Below are 22,014 nucleotides of genomic sequence, written 5' to 3'. Positions count from 1 at the left end.
TCAGCGTCCCGCGAGCTCGTCGACGGCGGCGCGCACGTCGTCGCTGGTGATGGTGGTCAGCTCCGACTCGCTGGCGGCCTGGCCCAGCGCGGCCAGCCGTACGTCGCGGCGCATGGCGGCCCGCTCGAACAGGGAACGGGCGAAGCGGCCGTTGCCCAGGCCGTCGATGAGGCGCTCGCCGCAGACCCAGGTGAAGACCTCGTCCAGGTCGGTGCGGGCCGCTTCGTCGAAGTGGTCGCCCGAGCGCTCGGCCAGCAGCACGGCGATCTCGGACAGCTCGCGCGGCGAGTAGCTGGGGAAGGCGACCTTCTGGTTGAAGCGGCTGGCCAGGCCGGGGTTGGTGGCCAGGAAGCGGTCCATCTCCCGCTCGTAACCGGCCAGGACGACGACCAGCCTGTCGCGGTCGTCCTCGGCCCGCTTGAGCAGCGTCTGGACGGCCTCCGCGCCGAAGGCGTCGCCGCCCGCGTAGCCGGGGTTGACCAGGCCGTAGGCCTCGTCGACGAACAGCACCCCGCCCAGGGCCCGGTCGACCAGCTCGTTGGTCTTGATCGCCGTCGCGCCGAGGTGCTGGCCGACCAGGTCGGCGCGCTGCGCCTCGACCACGTCGGGCCGGGCCAGCAGGCCGAGCGCGGCGAAGATGCGGCCGATGACGCGCGCGACGGTGGTCTTGCCTGTGCCGGGCGGGCCGACGAAGACGAAGTGCCGCATCTGCGGCGGCGTGGGCAGCCCCCGCTCCTGCCGCATGCGGGACACCTGGAGCTGGGCGGCGATGGCGTGGACCTGCCGCTTGACGGGTTCGAGGCCGGCCATGCGGTCGAGGTCGGCCAGCGCCTCCTCCAGCGTGGGCGTGGCGGTGTAGCCGCGGAAGCGGGCGGTCAGCTCGTTGAAGGCCTTGGTGACGTCGGCGACCGTCGTGGTCGTGAGGTCCTCGGTGCTCGGCGTGCCGCCCGCCCCGACCACGCGCACGTCGCGGGCCTGCGCGGCGGCCTCGACCAGGCTGCGCACGAAGCGCGCGTTGCCGAGCTCGTCGACTAGGCCGCGGCGCTGGACGTCCTCGAACAGGCCGAGCAGCGCGGGCCTGGCCTCGGTGGCCAGCCGGTCGCCGCGCCGCTTCTGCAGCAGGTCGGTGATCTCCAGCAGCTCGGCGGGCGAGTAGCTGGGAAAGCGGACCCTGGTGGCGAACCGCGACGACAGCCCCGGGTTGGAGGCCAGGAAGGAGGTCATCTCCTGCTCGTAGCCCGCCAGGATGATGATCAGGTGCCCGCGGTCGTCCTCTGCCCGCTTCAGCAGGGTCTGTACGGCTTCCGCGCCGAACCTGTCGGGCTGCCCCTCCGAGGAGTTGATGAGGCTGTAGGCCTCGTCGATGAACAGCACCCCGCCCAGCGCCCGGTCGACCAGCTCGTTGGTCTTGATCGCCGTCGCGCCGAGGAACTCCCCCACCAGGTCGGCCCGCTGCGCCTCGACCACGTAGGGCGTCTCGAGGAGGCCGAACGCGTAGAAGATCTTGGCGACCGAGCGGGCGACGCTGGTCTTGCCCGTGCCCGGCGGCCCGACGAAGACGAAGTGCCTGGTCGGCCGGTCGGCGGGATATCCGGCCTCGGCGCGCAGCCTGGAGGCCTCGATGGAGGCGGCGATGGAGCGGACCTGCTCCTTCACCGGGGCCAGGCCGACCATGCCCTCCAGCTCGGCCAGCGCGTCCTCCACCGAGATCGGCGGCGGCGGCGCGGCCCTGTCGGCGTGCTGCGGATGGCCCGGCTGCGCCTCGCGCGCCCTGACCCGGACGGGCTCCTCCGCCACCAGGTCGGCGCGGGCCTTGCGGGCCAGGACGAAGCGGTGCACGAGGACGGCGGCGGCCGCGCCGTACGACGCCCAGACCGCGATGCCGTCGGAGACGGGAGACAGCGCGGCGGCCAGCGCGCCCGCGGGAAGCAGCGCCATCAGCGCCGTCACCCAGGGCGGCACCCAGCGGATCAGGTGCGCGCCGGCCGCGACGGGCAGCGCGAGCACCATGAGAAGGGTGGGCGCCATGGACGGCGCGGGGAACAGCATCACGAACACCGGCAGCAGGCAGCCCCATCCCAGCAGCACGAGCGCGGTGGCGGCGGCGCGGGGGAAGCGCAGGGTGAGCGCGACGAAACCGAGCAGGACGAGCGTGACGAGGAAGGTCTTGAACAGGTCCCAGCCCATGGCGGCCGCCAGACCGACCGCGCCGACCAGGACGCCGATGTGCATCACCCTGCGTATGGCGGGCGGGAGGCGGAAATAGCGCAGCCGTACCTGTTCAAACAGATCTCGCGCCGCGGCCCGCCCCGCAGAGCGAGTCCTGTCGGAGTCCCGCATCACGCCTCCCCGGTTCGACCCCGGTTATACCGCACAGACGTCGCCGCCGCGCTATACGGCGCGCGTGGACGCGGCGATTCGGAGTGCCGCTACCGGCGCTGGTGCCGTCCGGGGAACTCGCCCACGAGGACCTGCTGGGGCGTCACGCGCAGCACGTCGGATTCGGGGTCGGGCAGGGCGACGCCGCGGATCTCCGCCCAGAGGCGGCGGTGCGCCGCGTCGGCGGCGAACAGGGCGACGCGCGGGTCGCGCTCGACCGCCTCCCACGCCTCGGCTCCGGCGATCAGCCGCAGCTCGCCCGAGGCGGTGACGGAGGTGACGGCGCCGACGGCCAGCGCGCGGGGGCCGAGGGGGTCGGCGCAGGCCAGCACGATCTCACGGGAGGACGTGACGGCCTTCATCGTCTCCGGGGTGAGCCGCACCGGCGGGCCCGCCCCCTCCATGACCGGCTCCGCCATGATCAGGGCGGCCCGCCACGGGCCCGGCGCGCCGCGCCACCAGGCGCGTGCCGCGCGCAGCCCGAACACCGCGGCCGCCGCGGCCAGCGCGCCGAGCACCAGGCGCCATGCCCACGCGCCCACCTGCTCGCCGCCAGGCACGAGCACGGTCACCAGGCTCGCCGCTCCCCCGGCCGCACAGGCCAGCGCGGCGGTCAGCGTGAGCGCGACCGCCGCCACCAGCCACCTGTCGGCGCCCGAGGCGGCCAGACCGGCCAGCCCTCCGCGCCGCCTGACCCGTGCCAGCAGGTACGGCAGGGCGAGCGCGGCCAGCCCCGCCGCGGGTTGGGCCACCATGGCGGCCGCCGCCAGCGCCGCCAGCGCGGACCAGGACCTGACCAGCACGATCCAGAGCGCGACGACGACGTCCCGGCGCGCGGCGCGCTCGCCGTAGGCGGCCGACAGCTGGGCCAGGGCGAGCACCGGCCTGCCGCGCCAGGCCTCCGACAGCACGCGCAGGACGGCCAGCACGGGCGCGTTGAGCAGCACGATTCCCGCCAAACCCGCCCAGAGCGGGTCGGCGAGGGGCACGAGCAGGGAGGCGGCGTAGGCGAGGACGGCGATGCCCGCCGTCGCCACCGACAGGCCGAACCACCGGTCGCGGCCGAGCATGACGGGGACGACGGACCAGATCCGCACCCTGCGGGCCTGGCGGACGCTCGCCGCGCCCACCAGGACGAGGGCGATGATGCCGGCCAGTCCCAGCGGCGCGGCCGGGACCGGACCAGTGACCACCAGCAGGCCCGAGGCGGCGGTGGCGACGGCGGGCAGCAGGCGGGCCTGGCGCGACCAGACCTCGAGGGCGCGCCTGGCCCGGCCGGTCTCGCGCGGGTCGATGGTCCAGGCGGGGTCGTGGTGGGCGCGCGGCGGGTCCCAGCGCAGGAGGGCCAGCCCGTGGTTCACGCGGGCGGGGGCGTGCGCGCCGTTCCTGCGCAGCGCGGCCAGGTAGGCGGCCGCCGCGCGTCGATGCTCGCCGCGCAGCAGCGCCAGGTCGCCGGCCATGGCATGGGGTTCGGGCGCCTCCGGGGCGAACCGGGCCGCCGCCGCGGCGCTGCCGGCGGCCTCGCGCCAGCGCCCGGGGACGCGGCGCAGGGCGGCGCCGAGCCGCAGCCGTGCCTGCCACGAGCCTGGCGCCAGCCGCACGGCGCGCTCAGCCTCCCGCACGGCCTCGGCGTCGCCGCCGAGCCGTTCGAGGGCGAGGCTGGCCAGGCGGTGCGGCCACTCGTCGGCGGGCTCGAGGGCGACGGCTCGCCGCGCGGCCTCCAGCGCGGCCTCGGGGCGCTCGGCGGACAGGTGGGCGAGAGCGACGGCGCACCATCCGGCAGCGGAATCCGGTTCCTCGCCGTCGCTCCCCACCGCTCCATGATCCGTTCGCGCAGGTCGTTGCGATAGATCAGGACATATGGCTGTATCTCACTAGAGAGGTGGAACCACTCCATGTGATCAGTCGATCCGGGTGTGCCACGTGCCGGACATCGCCTAAGCTGCCACGCATGTTCCATGACCGAGGCGAACCTGTCATGGACGTCGCATGACGATCCTGCAGAGCGCGCCAGGTGTGCGGCGGGCCGAAACGGCGCGCGGGACCAACCGTTGGTCAATTCTGGTCCTGCTCTGCCTCAGCCTGCTCCTCATCACCGTGGACGCCACGGTGCTGCACATCGCCGTCCCCGCGTTGACGGCGGCGCTGGAGCCGTCCTCCGTCGAGCTGTTGTGGATCATCGACGCGTACTCGCTGGTCGTGGCCCCCCTGCTGATCATGTTCGGCACGCTCGGCGACCGCTACGGCCGAAAACGCCTGGTCCTGTGGGGATACGTGGTGTTCGGCCTGGCCTCCGCGGGCGCCGCGTTCGCGCCGACCCCGCTGACGCTCATCCTCGCGCGAGCCCTGCTCGGGGTCGGCGGCGCGATGATCATGCCGGCCACCCTGTCCATCATCCGCCAGGTCTTCACCGACCGGCGCGAGCGGGCGATCGCCCTCGGGGTCTGGAGCGCGGTGGCCGCCGCGGGCGCGGCCATCGGCCCGCTGATCGGCGGGCTGCTGGTCGAGCACTCCTGGTGGGGCGCCGTCTTCCTGATCAACGTGCCCATCCTGCTGGCCCTGCTGCCCGCCGCCCATCTCCTGCTGCCCGAGTCGCGGGAGCGCACGGGCCGTCCGTGGGACGCCACCAGCGCGGTCCTGTCCGTGCTGGGCATCCTGGCCGTCGCCTTCGGAATCAAGGAGGCGGGCTCCGGCCACCCGGGCGCCGTCGCCGTGCTGCTGGCGGGCGCGGCGCTGCTCGCGTGGTTCGTACGGCGGCAGCGGCGCCTGCCGTATCCCCTGCTCGACGTCGGCCTCTTCAGGGACAGGGCGTTCGCCACCGGCGTGGCGGGCGTGCTGCTTGGCGTCTTCTCCCTGGTCGGGCTGCAGCTCATGCTCGCCCAGTACCTGCAGCTGGTCCTCGGCGACAGCCCGCTGCGCGCGGCGCTCAGGATGCTGCCGCTGGTGCTGTCGGCGATCGCCGGAGGGCTGGCCGCCGCGGCGGTGCTGCGCAGGATCGGCATGCGCGCCACGATGAGCGGCGGTCTCGCGCTGGTGGCGGTGTCGCTGACGCCGACCCTGGCGTGGGGCGTGGAGCCCCACTCGTTCCTGCTGGCGGTCTGCTTCGTCGGCATCGGCTTCGGACTGCAGGTGGCGCTGCTGGCCGCCTCCGACACGATCATGTCGGCCGCGCCGGAGTCCAGGGCGGGCGGTGCCGCCGCCATCGAGGAGACCGCCTACGAGCTCGGTGCCGGGCTCGGCGTCGCCGTCCTCGGCACGATCACCGCGGTGGTCTACGCGCCGGGCGTGCCCACCGTTACGGGGGTGCCCGCGCAGGCCATGGAGCAGGCGCGGCAGTCGATGGCCGCCGCGGCGCACGTGGCCAGGCAGACGGGCGGCGAGGCGGGAGCCGCGCTGCTCGAGGCGGCGCGGTGGGCGTTCGTCCACGCCCTGCACACGACGATCATCGTCTCCGTGGTCCTGCTCGCCGCAACCTCGGCCGCCGTGGCCGTGCTCATCCGGCGTGACCGAGGTTTGGAATGACCCGCTCAGGTCACAGGAATACCGTGAGACGGACCCTCCACGATCTCGCCACGCTCGCCGCCAGATTAGGGGTCGGCGGGCTCTTCTTCGCCAACGGCTGGCACAAGCTCGAAGTGGGCCTGACCGCCACCGGCGCCCAGTTCGCCGCCCAGGGCGCCCCCGCGCCGGGGGCATGGGCGGCGATCACCATGCTCACCGAGCTGATCGGCGGCGCGCTGCTGGTGGCCGGGCTGTTCACGCCGGTGCTGGGGCTGCTGCTGTTCGCCGAGACGCTGGCCGTCTTCCTGGTCGCCCGGCCGCTGAACCCGGTCGACACCAACCTGGTCGTGGCGCTGGGCGCGGCGTCCGTCCTGCTGGCGGTGACGGGAGCGGGGCGGATCTCGGTGGACCACATGGTGGTGATCAGACGCCGGGAGGCCCAGGCGGCCGACGAGTTCGCGGCCGACAACGAGGCCGACTCCGTCATCGACGCCCTGCGCGAGCCCGGCACCTCCCGCGACCGCGAGTCCAGCCGGGACGGCGAGACCGCCCGCGACCGCGAGTCCGGCCGGGACGGCGAGACCGGCCGTGACCGCGAGGTGATCGGTGACCACGAGATCGTGCGTGACCGGGCGGAGGCCCGTGACCAGCGTGATCGTGCGGGGGCCCGTGACGGCGAGGGTTCGGGCGGTTCCGAGACCTTTCGCGAGCACGGCGTGAGCGCGGCGGGCGCGAGCGGTCCCGCGGCCGTGGCGCCGGGACGGGCATCCAGGTCCGCCGCGCCCGCGGCGCCGTCCCCGGTGCCTCCCCCTGCGTCATCCCCGCCGGCGTCTCTGGCGGCGGGTGGGGACGGCGGGGCCGGCGAGGACACCGCGCCACATCCGCGACCGGGCCGCTCCTCCGGGTCCGAAGCCGTCGAGCCGCCGCTGCCGGGCGACACCCTCGTGGCGGGCCGGAAGGCCACCGACGGCGCCAAGGGCGGGCGCGGCCGGTCACGAAAGCCTGCCGACCCGGCCGGATGAACGGTCCCGGCCGCCTACCGCCCGCCATCCCAACCTGGACAACCGCGATCCGTCGGGTCAGCCCTCGGCCGACCGGGGTCCGGCGGGCATCGGGGCCGTGCTCTGTTGCTTCTCGAGCGTCATGGCCGCCGTCGCGGCGGCCGAGCGAGCACGGCCCCGTTTCGCCATGAAGATCGTCCATGTCACCAACGCCGCCACCACCGCGATCGGCAGCACGTTGTTGACCAGGAGCATCGTCGCGGTCGGCAGCACATAGGTCAGGGGGATGCGCACGATCGCCTCCAGCAGGAAGCTCACCCCCCACACCGTCGTCATCAGGTACTGGGTGCGGCGGAAGCCGGGGTACTGCCACAGGCCGTTCCAGGCGGCGAGACCCTCGGGCGTGCCGTCGGTGCCGAACTTGCGGCCCAGATAGAACATGATCGGCCGGCGCAGGGCCAGGCTGCCCAGGAACGTCAGCCCCAGCAGCCCGGTGATCGCCGAGTCCTTGACGAAGAACAGCTCGGTCGTGTTGTAGGCGACCGCGCTCAGCGCGCCGAGCAGGAGCAGGACCAGCATCATCAGTCCGAATTCGTCCACCCGCCGTTTGACCGCCAGGTACAGGACCAGATCCCCGACCGGCCACAGCGAGGCCAGCAGCAGCGCGGTGACCGGGGCGAAGCCGCGGTCGGTCAGCATCCCGTAGGTCACGAACGGCAGGACCACGCCGAACAGGATCGAGGGGACGAGATTCACCAGCACCGCCCCACCTCTGCCGCCCTGCGCCTTGTTCTGTGTCATCTCGATCCCCACTCGTCATATGTCGACTAAGCTCACGAACGTGAGCAAAAGCGTAACAGGTCAGCAGGGTCCGGCAAATGTCTCACGCGGTGCCAACATTGGACTTGTCCCGTTCCTCTATGGGGTGGCGGGCCGCGAGGAGCTACCCGGAACCGTCCTGACACGGCTCCTCACCGACGTGGGACTGACCGAGGGCGCGGCGCGTTCGCTGATCGCCCGGATGCGGCGTGACGGCCTGCTCGCCGCCACGCCGCGCGGCCGGGGGGCCGACTACCACCTGGCCGGGAACTTCCTGGCCGACTTCCGGCGGGCCCGGGACCGGCGAGCCGGGCCGCCGCCGGTCTGGGACGGCTACTTCCACGCGGTCTTCTACACCGTCCCCGAGTCCCAGCGCGCCTACCGCGACCGGCTGCGCCGCGCCGCCACCCTCGCCCGTTACGGGCTCATGCAGCCAGGCGTGTTGATCTCACCGGCCGACCGCCGCGCCCACCTCCTGGAGGAACTGGGCGGCCAGCCGCCCGCGGGGACCGTCTACTACGGACGCGTCGGGCTGTCGACGGCGGACGCGGCCGACGTCGCCTATCGCGCCTGGGAACTGGGCGAACTGAACAGCCGCTTCCACGAGCACGCCGTTCGGCTGCGAGCCGCCGCCCGGGAGCCGATGACACCTGTCGAGCCGAACGGCGCAGCGCTGGCGGCCTACATCCGGCTGTTCGGGGGCGCGTTGGTGGACACCCTGCGGGCGCCCCCGCTACCGCAGGAGTTGTTGCCTGACGACTGGGGGCTGCCCGCCCTGCACGCCGCGATAGGCGAGGTGTTCGCCCGCTTCGGGCCGCCGTCGCAGGAGTACGTGGCGCGCGTCCTCGCCGGGTCCTGACACGACCGTCACTCGCATGACGCCGGCCGTTCGGCCGTCGCTTCGCCGTGCTCGCGCGACATGCCAGGGACAGTCGCGGAGCACGGTCGCCGCGGCGTGGCTCTCCCGACGGGCTAGCCGGACACGGCGGAGCGGTCGAGGAACCGGCGCAGCCCGGTCCGCACGCCGTCGGTGGGCACGGTCGCGGCGAAGCAGGCCGCCTCGACCGCGAGCCCTTCGTCGATCGGCAGGTTGACGCCCCGGGTGACCGCGCGCAGGCAGGCCGCCACGGCGGTCGGCGCGTGCCGGACGATCCGGGCGGCCAGGTTCCGTGCGGCGTCGAGGAGGTCGTCGGCGGGTACGACGGCGTTGACGAGGCCGATCTCGGCGGCGCGGGAGGCCGGGATCGGGTCGCCGGTCAGGATCATCTCCAGGCCGTGCTTGCGTCCGACGTGGCGCGGCAGCCGCTGGGAGCCGCCGAACGGCGGAGGGAAGCCGAGGGTGATCTCGGGCTTGGCGAACATCGCGTGCTCGGCCGCGATCGCGAGCGGGGCGGCCTCGACGATCTCGCAACCGCCGCCGTAGGCGAGGCCGTTGACCGCGACGATCACCGGCTTGGGGAACTCCTCGATCCGCCGGGTCAGCCCGTGGCCACGCCGGACGATCTCGCGCAGGGCGCGCTCGCTCCCGCCCGCGATGCTCCGCGCGAGAGACGGGATGTCCGCGCCCGCGCTGAACGCCCTGTGGCCGGCGCCGGTCACGATGACGGCGCGGGCGCGGTCGTCGGACTCGATGCGGTCGAGCGCGGCCAGCAGCGCATCGATCGTCGGGTAATCCAGGGCGTTGAGTTTCCGTTCCCGATCGATGGTGATCGTGACGAGATGGTCGTCTTGGTGGATGTGGACGGTCATACCTGGGCTCCGTTCGCTCGCGCGTGGACGCACCGAGGTTAGGAGCCATAATCTAGGACAATCCACTTATTGTCCTAGATACAAGGTCCGGTATGCGGCCCCCGTCCTACAGAGCCGTCGTCGACGAGTACGTCGCGGCGATCCGCTCCGGCGTGCTCCCCGCCGGTACCCGCCTGCCGACGCACCGCGATCTGGCTCGCGAGCGGCGGATCGCGCTGGCCACGGCCAGCCGCGTCTACGCCGAGCTGGCCGCCATGGGTCTGGTCGTCGGCGAGCCGGGGCGCGGGACGTTCGTCCGGGTCCTGTCCGGCTACGACGGGTTGGAGCCATCGCGCGCTCTGCCGGTGCCGCGCGTGGCCGACCTGTCGTTCAATCAGCCGCTGGCCGACGGGCAGGCCGATCTGCTGCGCCTGGCCCTGCGCGCCCTTGCGACGTCGGGCGAGGTGGAGTCGCTGCTCCGGCAGGACCCGCCGGGCGGGCGCGGGCATCACCGGGCGATCGTGGCCACCTACCTGCTCGGCCGCGGGATCGACACCGTGCCGGCGAACGTCCTGCTGGCGAGCGGAACCCAGCAGGCGCTCGACACCGTGCTCCGCGCGCTCACCCGGCCCGGCGACGTCCTGGCCGTCGACGCGCTCACCTATCCCGGCATCACGGCTCTCGCCTCGGCGCACGGCCTCGACCTCGCTCCGGTCCCCTTGACGGCGACGGGTCCGGACCTCGACGCGCTCGACCGGCTGTGCCGTACGCGGCCCGTCCGCGCGATCTATGCGATCCCCACCGTGCACAACCCCCTCGGCTGGGTGCTCGACCGAGACCAGCGCGCCCGCCTCGTCGCCACAGCCCGCGCCTGCGACTGCGTGATCGTCGAGGACGGCACGTACGCGTTCCTCGAGGCCGCACCGCCCCCTCCGTTGCAGGCCCTGGCCCCCGAACGCACCTGCTACGTCGCCGGCCTGTCGAAGAACGTGGCGACCGGCCTGCGGTTCGGCTTCGCCGTGGTCCCCGACCGGCACGTCCGGGCCGTCACCAGGAGCCTGCGCGTGGCGGCTTGGGGCGCGCCGGGACTCATCACCGCACTCGCCACCGGCTGGATCGCCGACGGCACGGTCGCGCAGCTGGAGAAGGCCCGTCGCCAGGACGCCACCGCCCGGCAGGACATCGCCCGCGCCGCGCTCGCCGGCATGGACGTCACGGCACACCCGGCGTCCTACGTGGTATGGCTCGGCTTGGCGCCGCACCAGCGTCCCGACCACGTCACGGCCGTGCTCGCGGAGGAAGGGATCCTCGTGTCCACCGCCGACGCCTTCGCCACCGGGCCTTACCGTCCCCGCGCGCTCCGGCTGGCGCTGGGCACGCCACCGCTGGGCGAGCTCGGGCCGGCGTTGCACCGCCTGCGGGACGCTATCGAGGCGATCCCGCCGTAACCGCCGTCGGGGCGGATACCGCCCGGACCAGGCCCTCCTCTTCGCCGTCCATGCGCCCAGGTGCTGCGACCACGACGGCGCCCAGCCGCTCAAGGAACCCATGGGTCGTATCCCGTCGCGGCCGGTGCACGCCGTCACGTCCTGGAGGGGATCGTGGGTTCAGGTTCGGGTTCGGGTTCGGGTTCGGTCCGGGGCGCCGCGGCGGCCGGGGTACGGCCGAGGCGGACCATCCCCTGGGTCATCGCGATGGCCAGCAGGATCACCACCGCGCCCACCGGCTGGTTCCAGGTGAGGCCCTCCCCCAGCAGGAGCACCCCCGACACGACCGCGAACACCGGCAGCAGGTAGGTCACCGTCGAGGTGGTGGTCACCCCCGCCCTGGCCTGCACGCCGTACAGCAGCAGGTAGGCGACGCCGGTGCCGAGCCCGCCGAGGCCGAGCATGCTCCACCAGACCGCGGGCGGCGCGGACAGGTCGACGAGCGGCACTCCCGCCAGCGAGGTGATCACCGCGAGCTGGAGGGTGCCGCTCATCAGCTGCCCCGTGGCGAGCACGACGGGCGCCTCGGTGCGGCGTCCGGTGACGAAACGGCCGAGGTAGGAGCCGCCGATGCCGTAGCAGAGGGCCGCGCCGAAGCAGGCCAGGCTGCCGCCGAGCTGGCCGCCGTCCATGGGCTGCCACACGCCGAGCACCACCATGACGCCCGCGAATCCGAGGCCGAGCCCGGCGACCCTGCCGGCGTTCGGCTTCTCGGTGCGCAGCAGCAGCGTGAAGGCGAGCGTGCACAGCGGGGTGGTGGCGTTCCAGATGGCGGCCACGACCGAGGAGACGTACTGCTCGCCGTAGGCGAAGAGGGTGAACGGCAGCGTGGTGAGCACCACCGAGGCCACCTGGAAGTGTCCCCATAGGCGTGGATCGCGCGGCAGCGCCTTGCGGCTGACGGCCAGGGCGGCCAGCAGGGTCGCCGCGCCGATGGCCATCCGGCCGAAGGAGATCTGGAGGGGATGCAGGGCGCCGACGGCCACCTTGATGAAAAAGAAGCTGTTGCCCCAGATGAGGGCGAGCAGCAGGAAAGCGGGCAGCCAGCGGCCCATGGGGGTGCTCTTCACGAGGTCATGAGCGTAGCGATGAGCCACGCGCACGATGTAGGGAAATATCCCTATTTGTCCGCGACGGCCTCGGCGACCACGCAGGCGTCGTGCTCGTTGCCGCCGTTGGCCAGATGGTGGGCGGCCAGACGCCGGAGCATGTCGCGGAAGCGCCCGCGCTCGTCGGGGTCGAGCGCGCGCAGCACGTGCTCGTCGACCAGGCCGAGCACCCGCGCGGCCTCCTCGAGCCTGGCCCTGCCCGCGTCGGTGGCGACGATGACCCTGCTGCGCCTGTCGTTGGGGTCGGGCATGCGCTCGACCAGCCCCGCGGCCACGAGCTGGTCGACCAGGTAGACCATCACGGTGCGGTCGAGGCCCAGCTGGTTGGCCATGTCGATCTGGTTGCGGGCGCAGCCGTTGACGGCCGCGTGGACCACCATGTAGCCGCGCTGGGAACCGGGGAAATCGGCGAGCGCGTGCTGCGCGGCCGTCAGGTGCGCGTGGAAGACCTGTCCCATGAGCCACCCCAGGTTGGTGTCGAATCCGGCGGGGAGCCCGTGCTCAGTCTTCATGGCCCGATGTTACTTCACTTGACAGATAAGCTGATGGACAGACAATCTGTCTCACAGATTATCTTTTCAACAGACGAAAGGGATCATCGTGGCTCATCTGCTGCACATCGACGCCTCCGCCGTACCCGCCGGCTCGGTCTCCCGCGGGGTGGCCGAGACGTTCAAGGACGCGTGGGAGGGCACCGTCGCCTACCGCGACCTGGGCTCCCGGCCGATCCCGCACCTGACGGCCTCAGGCATCAGCGCCCGCCTCACCCCCGCCCAGGACCACGACGCCGAGCAGGCGACGGCCTCCTTCCTGCAGGACGCGCTGGTGCGCGAGCTCCTGGAGGCGGACGCGTACCTGTTCGCGGTGCCGATGTACAACTTCGGCGCCCCGTCGACCTTCAAGGCGTGGCTGGACCAGGTCCTGATCCCCGGCCGGACGTTCGGGATGAGCCCGGCCGACAGTCCCGTCGCCGGCCGTCCGGCGACGCTCGTCCTGTCGCGCGGCGGCGCGTACGGCCCCGGCACGCCGAGGGAGGGCTGGGACTTCGCCGACCCCTACCTGCGCAAGATCCTGACCGAGGTGTTCGGCCTGGACCTCCACGTCATCACCGCCGAGCTGACGCTGGCCGAGACCACGCCCGCGATGGCGCCGCTGCGGGAGGCGGCGGCCGCCTCTCAGGCCGCCGCGCACGCCGCGGCCAGGGAGCACGCGCGCAGGCTCAGCGGAGCGGCACTCGTCTGACGGCCCGCCGCCTCGGGGCCGCGGCGGCCGTCCGGGAAGGCCTCGGCCGCGGCCCCGGAGGACTACGGTGGTCACCCGTGATCGAACCGGACTTCCTTCGCGCCACCCGCGCGGCCTACGACCTGGCCGCCGTTCCGTACACCGAGTTCAACAGCACGGTGTTCCCGACCCTGACCTTCGACCATGCCATGATCGCCGTGTTCGCCGACGTCGTGCGGGCGGCGGGGGGCGGGCCGGTCGCCGACCTCGGCTGCGGGCCCGGCCACGTGACGGCCCAGCTGCACGATCGCGGGCTGCCCGCCTTCGGCGTCGACCTGTCGCCGGAGCTGATCGCGCTGGCCCGCCGGGCGCACCCGGAGTTGCGGTTCGAGGTGGGCTCGATGGGCGCCCTCGATCTGGCGGACGGTTCCCTCGCCGGGATCCTGGCCCGGTACTCGATCATCCACACCCCGCCGGAGCGGCTGCCGGAGATCTTCGCCGAGTTCGGCCGGGTGCTGGCTCCGGGCGGCCACCTGCTCGTCTCCTTCCAGGCCCACGAGGATCCGGCGGGGCCGGCGGAGATGTTCGACCACAAGGTGACCCCGGCCTACCGGTGGCCGCCCGACCGGATCGCCGGCCTGCTGCGTGAGGCCGGGATCGCTGAGGTGGCCCGGCTGGTGTCGGCCCCGGAGGAGGACGCCCAAAGGGGCTTCCCGCAGGCCCACCTGCTGGCCCGCAGGCGGGCCGGCTGAGCCCGGTCGGCCCGCACAAGGACGTGCGTGCGGGCCGACCGCGGGGACGTGCGGGCCGAGCGCCGGGACGTGCGGGCGGCACGCGGAGACGTGCGGGCGGCATCGGGGACATGCGGGCGGCACGCGGGGACGTGCGGGCCGACCGCGGGTATCGGGTCAGGCGAAGGCGCTGAACGTCGTCTCGGCGCGGTCGCGCGTGGTGTACATCTGCCACGCGGCGTCGGCGATGGCGTCGGGGTTCAGCGTCTTGTCCCCCACGTCGCCGAACTGCTCCGGCTGCGACGTGACCAGCTGGTGGATGTCGCCACGCTCGATCAGCCCGCCGATGGTGAGCATCCCGGCGTAGACCCCCGTTCCCGCCAGTCCCGCGTTGAGGGTCAGGACGTAGTTGCGCAGCGCCGCCGAGGAGACGGCCAGGTCGCCGAGCGCGGGCATCGGCACGGCGGCGCTGAGCCCGCCCGCGAACAGCAGCCCGCCCGCGCCGCGCTCGATCATGCCGGGCAGCACCGTGCCGGTCACGTCGATGGCCGGGTACACCCAGCTCATCGCCTCCCGCACCCCGGCCGTGTCGGCCTCGGTGATCGGCCTGGGCCGGGGCCCGTCGATCGCGCCGGGACCGTAGTAGATCAGGTCGATGCCGCCGTACCGCGCGGTGACGGCCTCCAGCGCCGAGCGGAGCTGGTCGCCGTCGCGGACGTCGGCGGGGAAGGAGGCGGCCTCGATCCCCTCCTCGGCCAGGCCGGCGATGTACCCCGCGTGTCTGGCGCCGGTACGGGAGACCAGGGCGACGGTGTGGCCTTCGCGGCCGAAGCGGTGGGCGACGGACAGCCCGAGGCCGGGCCCCACCCCGATGACCACAGCCGTCCCGCGGGCGGTTTGAGACGTGGAAAAGGACACAGTGCTGCCTTCCGAGTCGCAGTGACAAATAACTCGAGGGCGCCCTCAGGTTATGTCGACGGTAACATAATCTGAGGGCGCCCTCGAGTTAATGGGATGGGAAACATGGCCACGGGATCACGACCCCTGCGCGCCGACGCCGCACGCAACCGCGACAAGCTGCTGGTCACCGCGACCCAGCTGTTCGGTGAACGCGGCCTCGACGTGCCGCTGGAAGAGATCGCCCGCACGGCCGGGGTCAGCATCGGGACGCTCTACAACCACTTCCCCACCAGGGAGGCCTTCTTCGACGCGATCTTCCCCGAACGGCTGGCGGCCCTGGACCGGATCGCCGCCGCGGCCCTGGAGGACCCCGATCCGTGGAACGGCTTCGCCGGCTTCCTGGAAGGGCTCTTCGCGCTGCAGGCCGAGGACCGCGGGCTCAACGACGCGCTCGCCCGGCGCTTCCCCAGCACCTCCGAGGTGAGCGACGCCTGCCACCGCGGCCTGCGGGACGTGGACCAGGTCATCGAGCGGGCCAGGCGAAGCGGGCAGTTGCGCGCCGACTTCACGGCACAGGACGTGGCGACGCTGGTCTGGGCGATGTCGCAGGTGATCAGGGAGTCGACGGGGGTGGCACCCCAGGCCTGGCGGCGGTGCCTGTCCTTCTTCCTGGACGGCCTGCGCACCGAGGCCGCCCATCCCATGACGCCGGCGGAGCCGCAGCCGGAGCAGGCCGGCCACGCGACGGCGGACAGGCCCTGAGCCCCGGCGGGCATCCCTAGCGGAGGTAGCCGCCCATCGTCGTGAAGAACTCCGTCGCGGGCAGCTCGACGTCGTCGTCCGTGCGGACCCGCTCGATCACCAGGCCCTGGCTGCGGCCGCGCCGGGCGTCGGCACCGGCGACGATGACCACGCCGTCGCCCTCGCGGATGAACACCCTGCCGGGCGTGCCGCCGTACCTGCCCCGGGAGACCGAGGCGCGCAGCACCCTGATGCGCGTGCCGTTGTAGTGGGTGAAGGCGTTGGGGTACGGGTCGGACTGGGCGCGGACCAGCCGGGCGATCTCCTCGGCGCTCCAGGTCCAGTCGATCCTGCCGTCCTCGATCGAGCGCTTGTGGAAGAAGCTGGCCTTCGAGCGGTCCTGCGGCGTCCAGTCCGTCCGGCCGGAGGCGATGAGCTCGAGCGACTCGGCGACGATGGGGCCGATCAGGTCGACCGTGCGGTGGAACAGGTCGGTGGCGGTGTCGTCGGGGCCCACCGGTACGGCGCGCTGGAGCACGATGTCACCCGCGTCCAGGTCGGCGTCCATCATGTGCGCGGTGACGCCGACCTCCTTCTCGCCGTTGACGAGCGCCCAGATGATCGGGGAGAACCCGGCGTAGGCCGGCAGCAGCGAGTCGTGCACGTTGAGCGTGCCGTGACGGGGCAGGGCGAAGATCTCCGGCGGGATCCACGTGCGCCAGTTGTTGGCGACGATGAGGTCGGGGTCGGCCTCCTTGAGCCTGGTCATCAGTTCCTCGTCGCCTGGCCGGTCGCGCACCAGGACCGGGACACCGTGCTCCGTGGCCAGGTCGGCGACCGAATCGCCCCAGATCCGCTCGTAGGCGTGCTCGCTCTTGGGATGCGTCACGACGAGGGCCACCTCGTGACCCGAGTCCAGCAGCGCTCGCAGCGTGCGGTGGCCCCACGTCTGGTAGCCGAACATCACGACCCGCATGGCGTCTCCTTGTAGGGGGGATCGGAAAAGGTTAGGCTCGCCTTAATTAGGAGAGGCTAACCTAACCATGGAAGGTCATCAATGCCCTCGTCGGAGCACCACGTCCACGATCTCGTGGGCATCGGTTTCGGTCCCTCCAATCTCGCCCTGGCCATCGCGTTACGGGAACACACCCCGCTCGACGCGGTCTTCTTCGAGAAGCAGCCGGCCTTCGGATGGCATCGCGGCATGCTGATGGAGGGCACGACGATGCAGGTGTCCTTCCTGAAGGACCTGGTCACCATGCGCAACCCGGCCAGCCCGTTCAGCTTCCTGAGCTACCTGAGCGACAAGGGCCGGCTGGTCGACTTCATCAACCACAAGACGATGTTCCCCTCGCGCCTGGAGTTCCACGACTACCTCGAATGGGCCGCGGCCTCCTTCGCCGACCAGGTGGAGTACCGGTCCGAGGTCGTCGCCGTCACCCCCGTGACCGTCGACGGCGTGATCGAGTACCTCGACGTGGTGGTACGCCAGGGCGGCTGCTCCGACGAGCTGACCACCAGGAGGACCAGGAACGTGGTGATCGCCGCGGGCCTGGACCCGGTGCTGCCGCCGGGCGTGGTGAGCGACGAGCGCGTCTGGCACAGCGAGGAGCTCCTCGACCGGCTGCCCACGCTGCGCGAGCCGCGGCGCGTGGTCGTGGTGGGCGCGGGCCAGAGCGCGGCCGAGGTGACCGACCACCTGCACAGCACCTTCCCCGGCGCGGAGGTGTGCGCCGTCTTCGCCAAGTACGGCTACACGCCCGCCGACGACAGCTCGTTCGCCAACCGCATCTTCGACCCCGCCGCCGTCGACCACTTCTACACCGCGCCGGACGAGGTGAAGCGGCGGCTGCTGGACTACCACGCCTCCACCAACTACTCGGTGGTCGACCTGGAGCTCATCGACGAGCTCTACCGGCGCCACTACCAGGAGAAGGTGCGCGGCGTGGAGCGGCTGCGGATCCTCAACGCCTCCCGGGTGGTGGAGGTCGCCGAAGGGCCCCGGGTGACGGTGGAGTTCCTGCCGACGGGAGAGCGCACGGTCCTGGAGGCCGACCTGCTGGTCTACGCGACCGGTTACCGTCCCGGCGACCCGCTGACGCTGCTGGGCGAGGCCGGCGAGCACTGCCTGCGGCTGCCGGACGGCGGCCTGCGGATCGAGCGCGACTACCGCGTCGCCACGACGGAGGCGATGCGCTGCGGCATCTACGTGCAGGGCGCCACCGAGCACACCCATGGCATCACCTCGACGCTGCTGTCGAACACCGCCGTGCGGGTGGGCGAGATCGTCCACTCGATTAGCCGCGCGCGTTCCTACGCGGGCCGGCGCTGACGCCGCCGTCGTGGTGGCGGCCGATCGGGATGATCAGCGGGGTTCCGCTGACCGGGTCGGCCGCCACCTGGCAGCGCATGCCGAAGACGTGCTCGACCAGCTCGGCGTCGATCACGTCGGCGGGCGGCCCCTCCGCCACGACGCGCCCGGCCCTCATCACGATCAGCTGGTCGGCGTACCTGCAGGCCTGGTTGAGGTCGTGCAGGACCATGACGACCGTGCGGCCCTGGTGGCGGTTGAGGTCGACGACCAGGTCGAGGACGTCGATCTGGTGGGCCAGGTCGAGGTAGGTCGTCGGCTCGTCGAGCAGCAGCACGGGCGTGCCCTGGGCGACCGCCATGGCGATCCAGGCCCGCTGCCGCTGGCCGCCGGACAGCTCGTCCAGCGGCCGGTCGGCGTGTTCGAGCATGCCGGTGGCCACCAGCGCGTGCGTGACCGCGTCCTGGTCGGCCGACGACCACTGCCGCCACCAGGTCTGGTGCGGTGAGCGGCCCTGCCCGACCAGGTCGGTGACGGTCAGCCCCTCGGGCGCGACGGGCGACTGCGGCAGGATGCCGAGGCGCCGGGCGACCTGCCGGGTGGGCATGGTGTGGATGGCGCGGCCGTCCAGGTGCACCGCGCCGTCGCGGGGGGCCAGCAGCCGGGCCAGGGCGCGCAGCAGCGTGGACTTGCCGCAGGCGTTCGCGCCGATGACGGCGCTGATCCTGCCCTGCGGGATCTCCAGGTCAAGGCCGTCGACGACGACGCGGTCGTCATAGGCGAGCGTCAGCCCGCTGGCCCGCAGCGACGGGTACGTCACGTGTCTCATCCTCCCGTGCCCCGCCGGTTGGCCCGGCTGAGCTGCCACAACAGGAACGGCGCGCCGAGCACGCCCGTCACCACCCCGACGGGCAGCACGGAGTCGGCCATGAGGCGCTGGCTGACCAGATCGGCGACCAGGACGACCACCGAGCCCGTGAGAGCCGAGGCGGTCGCGGGCGGGCCTGCGGTGCGGGCCATGCGCTGGGCGATCTGCGGCGCGGCCAGCGCGACGAACAGGATCGGCCCGGCCGCGGCGGTGGCGAAGGCGGCCGCCGCGGCCCCGCACAGCAGCAGGGCCAGGCGGGTGCGCTGCACGGGGGTGCCGAGCCCGCCGGCCACGTCGTCGCCCAGGCGCAGCGTCCGCAGCAGCCGTACCAGCAGGAGCACCGCGGGCAGCAGGACGGCGAGCGTCACGGCCAGCGGCCCCGCCTGTGCCCACCCCCGGTCGTTGAGATTGCCGACCAGCCAGCCCAGCACCTTCTGCGCCTGGTGGAGCTCCGCCCTGCTCAGCAGGTAGGAGGTGAGGCTGACGCACATCCAGCTGACCCCGATGCCCACCAGCACGATCCGGTAGCCGGTGGTGCCGCGCTTCCAGGCCAGCAGGTAGATCAGCACGCCCACGGCGACGGCGCCCGCCAGGCCGAGCCACTGGAGCCCCAGGCCGGCGCCGGCGCCGAGCACGATGCCCGCGGCGACGGCGGCGCCCGCGCCCTGGGTGATGCCCAGCATGTCGGGGCTGGCCAGCGGGTTGCGGGTGACGGCCTGGAAGATCGCGCCCGACAGCCCGAGGGCGGCCCCGGCCAGCAGACCCACCACGGCCCTGGGCAGCCGCAGCTCCCACACCACGAACAGGTCGGCCCGCTCCCCCTCCCCCGCCAGCGCGCGGACGACGGCGGCGGGCGCAAGCGCGTAGTCGCCCGCGCCCGCGCCGACGGCCAGGCAGAGGACAGCGAGCGTCACGAGGGCGAGCAGCAGCCAGGTGAGCACGAGCCGGGGGCGCAGCACGCCGGAGACGGCGGGCCGGTCCACCCGGAAGGCCAGGCGGTCGCGCGAGCGCGTGAGATGCGGTCCGGGCATCGGCTACAGCTCCGCGAGCCTGCGGCGGCGGACCATGGCGATGAAGAACGGCGCGCCGAGGAAGGCGGCCACCAGGCTGACGTCGAGCTCGGTGGGGCGCACGACGACGCGGCCGAGGATGTCGGCCACCAGCAGCAGGCAGGGCGCCAGCAGCATCGAGGCGGGCAGCAGCCAGCGGTGGTCGGGGCCGGTGAAGATTCTCACCAGGTGCGGGACGACGAGCCCGACGAAGACGATCGGTCCGGTGACCGCCACGGTCGCCCCGGTCAGCACGGTCACCGCGAGCGCACCGCGCAGCCGTACGGACACGAGGCTGCGGCCGAGGGCGGCGGCGACGTCGTCGCCGAGGGACAGGCTGTTGAGCGCGGGCGCGGTGCTCAGCGCCAGCACGGCGCCGCAGGCGAGGAACGGCAGGAGCACCAGCAGCGTCCCGCCGTCGTGCCCGGTCAGCGAGCCGGCCGACCAGTACCTGTAGCGGTCGAGCGCCTCGGGGTCGGTCAGCGCGATGCCGCCGGTCAGCGAGTCGAGCAGGTAGGTCACGGCCACGCCCGCCAAGGCGAGCTTGACCGGCGCGGCGCCGCCTCTGCCCCTGCTGCCCAGCAGGTAGACCACGGCACTGGCGACCGCCGCGCCGCCGAAGGCGAACCAGACCGACGACAGCAGGCCGCTGACACCGAGCGCGGCCGCGGCGACCACGACGCCGAAGGCGGCGCCCGCGCTGACGCCGAGCAGGCCGGGATCGGCCAGCGGGTTGCGGGTCAGCCCCTGCATGACGGCTCCGGCCAGGCCGAGGGCCGCTCCGGCGAGCACGGCGACCAGGGTGCGGATCAGCCGCGTCCCGCCGACGATGGCCGCGACCTCGGGGTCGACGGCGGCCGGATCGGCCAGGGCCGTCCAGACCTGGCTGAGCGGGATCGCCCTGCTGCCGACGGCCAGGGACAGCGCGCAGAGCACGACCAGGACCCCCGCGCTCGCCGCGATCAGGAGCGGCCGCCGTGCCGCGGCGGTTCTCTGCTGTGTCACGAAGATCCGATCGTTCGCTTTTTAGGTTAGGCATACCTCACTCATGTGCCTCGCGCAAGACTTTTCCGGCGATTGAAGATAGGTAAGGCTTACCTTAGTCTGCGTGCCGGTGACACTTCAGATCCGGAAGAGGAAACTATGTCCAAGCGTCTCTCGACAGTGCTCGCCGCACTGGCGCTGACCGTCGCCGCCGGCTGCGGCAGCCCCACCCCGGCCGGTACGGCGGAGCCCGCCCCCGCCTCGTCCGCCCCGGCGGCCGGATCGGCCTTCCCGGTGAAGGTCGAGCACATGTACGGCACGACCGAGATCGCCAAGCGTCCCGAGCGGATCGTCACCATCGGCCTGAGCGACCACGAGCCCGTCCTCGCACTCGGCTTCAAGCCGGTCGGCGTCGTGGACTGGTTCCAGCGCAGCCCGTTCTCCGACTGGCCCTGGACCAAGGACAGGTGGGGCGGCACCGAACCCACCGTGCTCGGCCTGCGCGAGGACGGCGTCAAGTTCGAGAAGCTGGTCGCGCTCAAGCCCGACCTCATCTTCGCCATGTACTCCGGCATCCAGAAGGAGCACTACGACAAGCTGTCGCAGATCGCTCCCGTCGTCGCCCAGCCGAAGGGCTTCGACCCCTATGCCGCCCCGTGGCAGGAGATGACGCTGCTGGCCGGCCGCGCCCTCGGCGAGGAGGACACGGCCAGGAGGCTCATCGCCGGCATCGCCGACCGGTTCGCGAAGGTCCGGGCCGACAACCCGCAGTGGAAGGGGCTGACGGCCGTCGCCGCCGACAGTTTCAAGGCCGGGCAGTACTCGGCCTTCCAGAAGGGCGACCCCAAGTCGGCGTTCCTGGCCGAGCTGGGCTTCACCGTCCCGGAGGAGATCAGCAGGCAGGCCGGCAAGTCCAACGTGGCCGAGTTCGGCTCCGAGGGGCTGAGCCTGCTGGAGGTCGACCGCCTCGTCTGGCTGACCACCGGCAGGGAGCCGTGGGAGCGGATCAGGAACGACAGCGTCTACAAGCAGCTGAAGGTCGCCCGGCAGGGCCGCGACCTCTTCCTGACCTACCAGGACCCGCCGATCGGCGCGGCGCTGTCCTTCAACACGGTGCTGAGCATCCCCTACGCCATCAACCAGGTCGTGCCGCTTCTCAAGAAGTGATCCCCGGCCGGCCCGGCC

20 protein-coding genes are annotated in these 22,014 nt (G+C 72.8%); 9 read left to right on the top strand and 11 right to left on the bottom strand.

The window, feature by feature from the left end:
- Together ACWEVS_RS23030 and ACWEVS_RS23025 are read right to left on the bottom strand one after the other, a co-directional pair.
- Positions 1-2,232 (bottom strand): AAA family ATPase, encoded by a 2,232-nt coding sequence (locus ACWEVS_RS23030; RefSeq protein WP_452553217.1) that lies wholly within the window; start codon positions 2,230-2,232, stop codon positions 1-3.
- 197 nt (positions 2,233-2,429) lie between these two features.
- Positions 2,430-4,193 carry a hypothetical protein gene (locus ACWEVS_RS23025; RefSeq protein ID WP_452553216.1) on the bottom strand — a complete coding sequence of 588 codons (1,764 nt, stop codon included), beginning with the start codon at positions 4,191-4,193 and terminating at the stop codon, positions 2,430-2,432.
- A gap of 175 nt (positions 4,194-4,368) precedes the next feature.
- Between ACWEVS_RS23025 and ACWEVS_RS23020 the strand changes: the two genes are divergently transcribed.
- Together ACWEVS_RS23020 and ACWEVS_RS23015 are read left to right on the top strand one after the other, a co-directional pair.
- Positions 4,369-5,901, top strand: a complete 1,533-nt coding sequence (locus tag ACWEVS_RS23020; RefSeq protein WP_452553214.1) for an MFS transporter — start codon at positions 4,369-4,371, stop codon at positions 5,899-5,901.
- Positions 5,902-5,924: 23 nt separating this feature from the next.
- The gene (locus ACWEVS_RS23015) at positions 5,925-6,902 is read left to right on the top strand and encodes a DoxX family membrane protein (RefSeq protein ID WP_452553212.1); all 978 of its coding nucleotides are present in this window, start codon (positions 5,925-5,927) and stop codon (positions 6,900-6,902) included.
- A gap of 57 nt (positions 6,903-6,959) precedes the next feature.
- On the opposite strand, the gene ACWEVS_RS23010 is transcribed toward ACWEVS_RS23015, so the two are convergent.
- Complete coding sequence (locus ACWEVS_RS23010) at positions 6,960-7,682, bottom strand: VC0807 family protein (RefSeq protein ID WP_452553210.1); 723 nt, start codon at positions 7,680-7,682, stop codon at positions 6,960-6,962.
- A 19-nt stretch (positions 7,683-7,701) separates the two neighbouring features.
- Here ACWEVS_RS23010 and ACWEVS_RS23005 point away from each other — a divergent pair, with 19 nt between their 5' ends.
- On the top strand, positions 7,702-8,559 hold the full coding sequence (locus ACWEVS_RS23005; protein ID WP_452553209.1) for a hypothetical protein: 858 nt from the start codon (positions 7,702-7,704) through the stop codon (positions 8,557-8,559).
- A gap of 113 nt (positions 8,560-8,672) precedes the next feature.
- On the opposite strand, the gene ACWEVS_RS23000 is transcribed toward ACWEVS_RS23005, so the two are convergent.
- On the bottom strand, positions 8,673-9,449 hold the full coding sequence (locus tag ACWEVS_RS23000) for an enoyl-CoA hydratase-related protein (protein WP_452553208.1): 777 nt from the start codon (positions 9,447-9,449) through the stop codon (positions 8,673-8,675).
- A gap of 92 nt (positions 9,450-9,541) precedes the next feature.
- Between ACWEVS_RS23000 and ACWEVS_RS22995 the strand changes: the two genes are divergently transcribed.
- Positions 9,542-10,876, top strand: coding sequence for an aminotransferase-like domain-containing protein (locus ACWEVS_RS22995; protein WP_452553206.1), 1,335 nt, complete (start codon positions 9,542-9,544; stop codon positions 10,874-10,876).
- Between the two features lie 134 nt (positions 10,877-11,010).
- On the opposite strand, the gene ACWEVS_RS22990 is transcribed toward ACWEVS_RS22995, so the two are convergent.
- Both ACWEVS_RS22990 and ACWEVS_RS22985 read right to left on the bottom strand, forming a co-directional pair.
- Positions 11,011-11,985, bottom strand: coding sequence for a DMT family transporter (locus ACWEVS_RS22990; RefSeq protein ID WP_452553204.1), 975 nt, complete (start codon positions 11,983-11,985; stop codon positions 11,011-11,013).
- Positions 11,986-12,035: 50 nt separating this feature from the next.
- Positions 12,036-12,536: a MarR family winged helix-turn-helix transcriptional regulator gene (locus ACWEVS_RS22985; protein WP_452553203.1), complete on the bottom strand. Its 501-nt coding sequence runs from the start codon at positions 12,534-12,536 to the stop codon at positions 12,036-12,038.
- Between the two features lie 88 nt (positions 12,537-12,624).
- Between ACWEVS_RS22985 and ACWEVS_RS22980 the strand changes: the two genes are divergently transcribed.
- The gene (locus ACWEVS_RS22980) at positions 12,625-13,266 is read left to right on the top strand and encodes an FMN-dependent NADH-azoreductase (RefSeq protein WP_354905137.1); all 642 of its coding nucleotides are present in this window, start codon (positions 12,625-12,627) and stop codon (positions 13,264-13,266) included.
- Between the two features lie 77 nt (positions 13,267-13,343).
- Positions 13,344-13,997: a class I SAM-dependent methyltransferase gene (locus ACWEVS_RS22975; protein ID WP_452553201.1), complete on the top strand. Its 654-nt coding sequence runs from the start codon at positions 13,344-13,346 to the stop codon at positions 13,995-13,997.
- Between the two features lie 156 nt (positions 13,998-14,153).
- On the opposite strand, the gene ACWEVS_RS22970 is transcribed toward ACWEVS_RS22975, so the two are convergent.
- Entirely contained in the window at positions 14,154-14,855 is a 702-nt protein-coding gene (locus tag ACWEVS_RS22970; protein ID WP_449927858.1) for an SDR family NAD(P)-dependent oxidoreductase, read from the bottom strand.
- A gap of 144 nt (positions 14,856-14,999) precedes the next feature.
- Here ACWEVS_RS22970 and ACWEVS_RS22965 point away from each other — a divergent pair, with 144 nt between their 5' ends.
- A complete protein-coding gene (locus tag ACWEVS_RS22965) occupies positions 15,000-15,638 on the top strand; it encodes a TetR/AcrR family transcriptional regulator (protein WP_449927856.1) in 639 nt (212 codons plus the stop codon).
- A gap of 16 nt (positions 15,639-15,654) precedes the next feature.
- Here the strand turns inward: ACWEVS_RS22965 and ACWEVS_RS22960 are convergent, their stop codons facing one another.
- Positions 15,655-16,593: a methionyl-tRNA formyltransferase gene (locus ACWEVS_RS22960; protein WP_452553199.1), complete on the bottom strand. Its 939-nt coding sequence runs from the start codon at positions 16,591-16,593 to the stop codon at positions 15,655-15,657.
- 81 nt (positions 16,594-16,674) lie between these two features.
- Between ACWEVS_RS22960 and ACWEVS_RS22955 the strand changes: the two genes are divergently transcribed.
- Entirely contained in the window at positions 16,675-17,949 is a 1,275-nt protein-coding gene (locus tag ACWEVS_RS22955; RefSeq protein WP_452553197.1) for a lysine N(6)-hydroxylase/L-ornithine N(5)-oxygenase family protein, read from the top strand.
- Here ACWEVS_RS22955 and ACWEVS_RS22950 read toward each other — a convergent pair.
- From ACWEVS_RS22950 to ACWEVS_RS22940, 3 genes are read right to left on the bottom strand one after another with little or no spacing between them, the layout of a single operon-like run.
- The gene (locus ACWEVS_RS22950; RefSeq protein WP_449927850.1) at positions 17,915-18,757 is read right to left on the bottom strand and encodes an ABC transporter ATP-binding protein; all 843 of its coding nucleotides are present in this window, start codon (positions 18,755-18,757) and stop codon (positions 17,915-17,917) included. The two genes, ACWEVS_RS22955 and ACWEVS_RS22950, sit on opposite strands and share 35 nt — an antisense overlap.
- Entirely contained in the window at positions 18,754-19,827 is a 1,074-nt protein-coding gene (locus ACWEVS_RS22945; RefSeq protein ID WP_452553195.1) for a FecCD family ABC transporter permease, read from the bottom strand. Before ACWEVS_RS22945 ends, ACWEVS_RS22950 begins: the two co-directional genes overlap by 4 nt.
- 3 nt (positions 19,828-19,830) lie before the next feature.
- Entirely contained in the window at positions 19,831-20,850 is a 1,020-nt protein-coding gene (locus tag ACWEVS_RS22940; protein ID WP_452553193.1) for a FecCD family ABC transporter permease, read from the bottom strand.
- Between the two features lie 138 nt (positions 20,851-20,988).
- Here ACWEVS_RS22940 and ACWEVS_RS22935 point away from each other — a divergent pair, with 138 nt between their 5' ends.
- Positions 20,989-21,996, top strand: coding sequence for an iron-siderophore ABC transporter substrate-binding protein (locus ACWEVS_RS22935; RefSeq protein ID WP_452553191.1), 1,008 nt, complete (start codon positions 20,989-20,991; stop codon positions 21,994-21,996).
- The last annotated feature ends 18 nt before the right edge of the window (positions 21,997-22,014 follow it).

The organism is Nonomuraea sp. NPDC003754 (assembly GCF_053605785.1).
Note: the sequence above shows the minus strand (reverse complement) of the source record. Positions and strands in the feature narration are given on the sequence as shown.

Excerpts from the sequence above, each read along its gene's own strand:
- ACWEVS_RS23030 (WP_452553217.1), bottom strand. The coding sequence starts at position 2,232 with ATGCACATCGGCGTCCTGGTCGGCGCGGTCGGTCTGGCGGCCGCCATG.
- ACWEVS_RS23020 (WP_452553214.1), top strand. The coding sequence starts at position 4,369 with ATGACGATCCTGCAGAGCGCGCCAGGTGTGCGGCGGGCCGAAACGGCG.
- ACWEVS_RS23010 (WP_452553210.1), bottom strand. The coding sequence starts at position 7,682 with ATGACACAGAACAAGGCGCAGGGCGGCAGAGGTGGGGCGGTGCTGGTG.
- ACWEVS_RS23005 (WP_452553209.1), top strand. The coding sequence starts at position 7,702 with ATGTCGACTAAGCTCACGAACGTGAGCAAAAGCGTAACAGGTCAGCAG.
- ACWEVS_RS23000 (WP_452553208.1), bottom strand. The coding sequence starts at position 9,449 with ATGACCGTCCACATCCACCAAGACGACCATCTCGTCACGATCACCATC.
- ACWEVS_RS22995 (WP_452553206.1), top strand. The coding sequence starts at position 9,542 with ATGCGGCCCCCGTCCTACAGAGCCGTCGTCGACGAGTACGTCGCGGCG.
- ACWEVS_RS22985 (WP_452553203.1), bottom strand. The coding sequence starts at position 12,536 with ATGAAGACTGAGCACGGGCTCCCCGCCGGATTCGACACCAACCTGGGG.
- ACWEVS_RS22965 (WP_449927856.1), top strand. The coding sequence starts at position 15,000 with ATGGCCACGGGATCACGACCCCTGCGCGCCGACGCCGCACGCAACCGC.
- ACWEVS_RS22960 (WP_452553199.1), bottom strand. The coding sequence starts at position 16,593 with ATGCGGGTCGTGATGTTCGGCTACCAGACGTGGGGCCACCGCACGCTG.
- ACWEVS_RS22955 (WP_452553197.1), top strand. The coding sequence starts at position 16,675 with ATGCCCTCGTCGGAGCACCACGTCCACGATCTCGTGGGCATCGGTTTC.
- ACWEVS_RS22950 (WP_449927850.1), bottom strand. The coding sequence starts at position 18,757 with ATGAGACACGTGACGTACCCGTCGCTGCGGGCCAGCGGGCTGACGCTC.
- ACWEVS_RS22945 (WP_452553195.1), bottom strand. The coding sequence starts at position 19,827 with ATGCCCGGACCGCATCTCACGCGCTCGCGCGACCGCCTGGCCTTCCGG.
- ACWEVS_RS22935 (WP_452553191.1), top strand. The coding sequence starts at position 20,989 with ATGTCCAAGCGTCTCTCGACAGTGCTCGCCGCACTGGCGCTGACCGTC.